The organism is Intrasporangium chromatireducens Q5-1, from assembly GCF_000576575.1.
GTDB classification, from domain to species: Bacteria; Actinomycetota; Actinomycetes; order Actinomycetales; family Dermatophilaceae; genus Intrasporangium_A; species Intrasporangium_A chromatireducens.
Window position 1 is genome coordinate 1 of record NZ_AWQS01000394.1, and the last position, 2,403, is coordinate 2,403.

The following is a 2,403-nucleotide window of genomic DNA, read 5'->3' on the forward strand; positions in this document are numbered from 1 at the left end:
CTGCGGGCCGTGCTCGACGGCCCGCAGGGCCGGCTGTGATCGCGCCTGCGGCGCACGCTTTTCGCCGTGAAGCCTGCGGCATTCTACGGGCGTCGTCGTCCGTGCAAGCGGCTACGCCGCCGGCTCCGCCGAGAACTTCGGCACGCGGTCGCTTCGCTCCCTTATTTCGCGCCGAACTTCTCTCCCCCGCCGCCCTACGGGTTGCACTCCCTCCTCTCGCCCTGAATGGCACTTCGTGCCTTCACGGCAAAAAACGTGGAGGAGGGTCAGGCAGACGGCCCGGAATAGTACTAATACCGTCACCGGAGGTAGGACGATGGCACGCAAGATCAAGAACACCAAGACCCCCGAGCAGCGCCGCGCCGAGGCCGAGGCCCTGCAAGCCTCCATCACGGAGCAGGTCGAGCAGCTGCGCAACTCCGAGGCGTGGACCCGCTTCCTCGACTTCGCTCGCTCCTTCCACCGCTACAGCCTGGGCAACCTCCTGCTGATCCTGGCCCAGTGCCCCGAGGCCACCCACGTCGCCGGGTACCGCACCTGGCAGAAGCTCGGCCGCCAGGTCCGCAAGGGTGAGCGCGGCATCCGCATCTTCGGCGGCCGCGACGTCGTGACCACCGAGGAGGACGAGCAGACCGGCGAGGAGAAGCAGACCCGCCGCACCCGATTCTTCCCCGTCTCCGTGTTCGACATGAGCCAGACCGACCCCATCGACCCCGAGGCCGAGGACCCCAGCACCATCGCCCACCGCCTCACCGGAGACGACCCGCTGGGCATCTTCGAGGCCGTGGCCGACTACCTCACCGGCCAGGGCTGGACCGTCGAGCGCGCGCCGATCCCCGGCGAGACCAACGGCTACACCACCACCGACGGCACCCGCCGCGTCGTCGTCGACGCGGCCCTGACCCCCTCCCAGGCCGCCAAGACCGCCCTGCACGAGGCCGCTCACGTCCTTCTGCACGCCGAGGAGGACCCGGCCGAGTACATCACCCACCGCGGTATCAAGGAGACCGAGGCCGAGTCCGTGGCCTACGTCGTCGCCGGGATTCTCGGACTGGACACCAGCGCCTACAGCATCGGCTACGTGGCCGGATGGAGCCAGGGCGAGGCCGAGACCATCAAGGAGACCGCCGCCCGCGTGCTGCGCGCCGCCCACACTCTGGCCGAGGCCATCACCGAGACCGACGAGGCCACCGAGGCCGCCTAGAAAAACCCCCAAGAGTACTATTACCGTTGCCGCATGGTGACGGTAATAGTACTATTGGAGGCAGGAGCAGCCCGAGGAGGAACCATGCGCACCACCCGGATCATCGGACCGGCCACCGGCCGGACCTACGAGGCCCACGACACCGGCGAGCAGTGGAACGGCGCGGCCGTCCTGGCGTTCACCTTCCCCGAGATGCACGCGCTCATCGCGGCCGGCGACGGACAGGACGCCAACGGCTACGGCCTGACGATCGAGGCCGGCATGGTGCTCGACGCCGCCGGCCCCGGCCACGTCGAGCCGGTGCCGGTCATCGCCGCCGAGGTCGGCGGGGACACCCTGCTGCTCTACGTGCCACAGGGCCGCATCTGGGACGAGGTCAGCACCGCCGGCACCCCCGTCATCGGCTACGACACCGCCGACCGCTGCCGCGCCTGCGGAGCCCACGTCGCGGACCCCCACGCCCCACAGTGCCCCGCCGCCGTAGCCACGGCGCTGCGCGCCGAGGCCGAGGCCAACGACCAGGCCCACGCCGCCGCCATCGAGTCCGGCGGCTACGGCCCCGAGCAGGCCCCCGCCGAGGTCTCCCACCGCTTCGCCGCCGTCGCCCAGCGCCTGGCCGCCGACCTGATCGAGTTGGATCACGTCGAAGCCGTCAGCCTCGACGCCTGGCCCGAGGCCGCCGAGTTCGTCGCCTACCTCACCGGAGAGGCCGACCAGTGGACGCCATGAACGGCCCGGACCTGCTCGACGTCCTCGCCGCCGAGGACTCCCCCGACGTCGTGCACATGATCCTGCCGAACTTCGCCACCGCCTGCGGCCGCGACTTCCTCGACGTCAGCCAGGCCGGCCAGATCAAAGGAGCCAAGCTGTGGACACTCAGCAGCCAGCACACCACGTGCCCCGAGTGCCTGGCCCGCGGCCGGCAGGCCGGCGGACTGGCGGCCCTGTGCGAGCAGATCAGCCGGAATCAGGCCCCCGCACAACAGTGACCGCCATCAGCCCGAACAGTACTGTTAGCGGCAATAGGGGCGCGAGGGAATGGGGGCGTGCCGAGGGACGCCGCGAGAGGCAGCAGCGTTGCCCCAGGTCCGCGCGCACCGATAGCGTCACGACCAGGCCCCTCGTCCTCGCCCGACCGCCCCAGGTCCGCCGCCGTGCGCGAGGGGCCGCCACCCCTCGCGCACCCCGGCCCGCCCGCG

At 71.0% G+C, this 2,403-nt stretch carries 3 protein-coding genes; all 3 read left to right on the forward strand.

Translation table 11 applies throughout. The features are described 5' to 3' along the window. Nucleotides 1-316 precede the first annotated feature (316 nt). Nucleotides 317-1,204, forward strand: coding sequence for an ArdC-like ssDNA-binding domain-containing protein (locus N864_RS21505; protein ID WP_034722267.1), 888 nt, complete (start codon nt 317-319; stop codon nt 1,202-1,204). Between the two features lie 84 nt (nt 1,205-1,288). Further along, complete coding sequence (locus N864_RS21510; RefSeq protein ID WP_034722270.1) at nt 1,289-1,933, forward strand: hypothetical protein; 645 nt, start codon at nt 1,289-1,291, stop codon at nt 1,931-1,933. Next, complete coding sequence (locus N864_RS21515) at nt 1,930-2,193, forward strand: hypothetical protein (RefSeq protein WP_155893057.1); 264 nt, start codon at nt 1,930-1,932, stop codon at nt 2,191-2,193. The genes N864_RS21510 and N864_RS21515 overlap by 4 nt, the downstream gene beginning before the upstream one ends. Nucleotides 2,194-2,403 lie beyond the last annotated feature (210 nt).

Bases quoted from the DNA above. Each gene is read 5' to 3' on its own strand.
- N864_RS21505 (WP_034722267.1), top strand. From the start codon at position 317: ATGGCACGCAAGATCAAGAACACCAAGACCCCCGAGCAGCGCCGCGCC.
- N864_RS21510 (WP_034722270.1), top strand. From the start codon at position 1,289: ATGCGCACCACCCGGATCATCGGACCGGCCACCGGCCGGACCTACGAG.
- N864_RS21515 (WP_155893057.1), top strand. From the start codon at position 1,930: ATGAACGGCCCGGACCTGCTCGACGTCCTCGCCGCCGAGGACTCCCCC.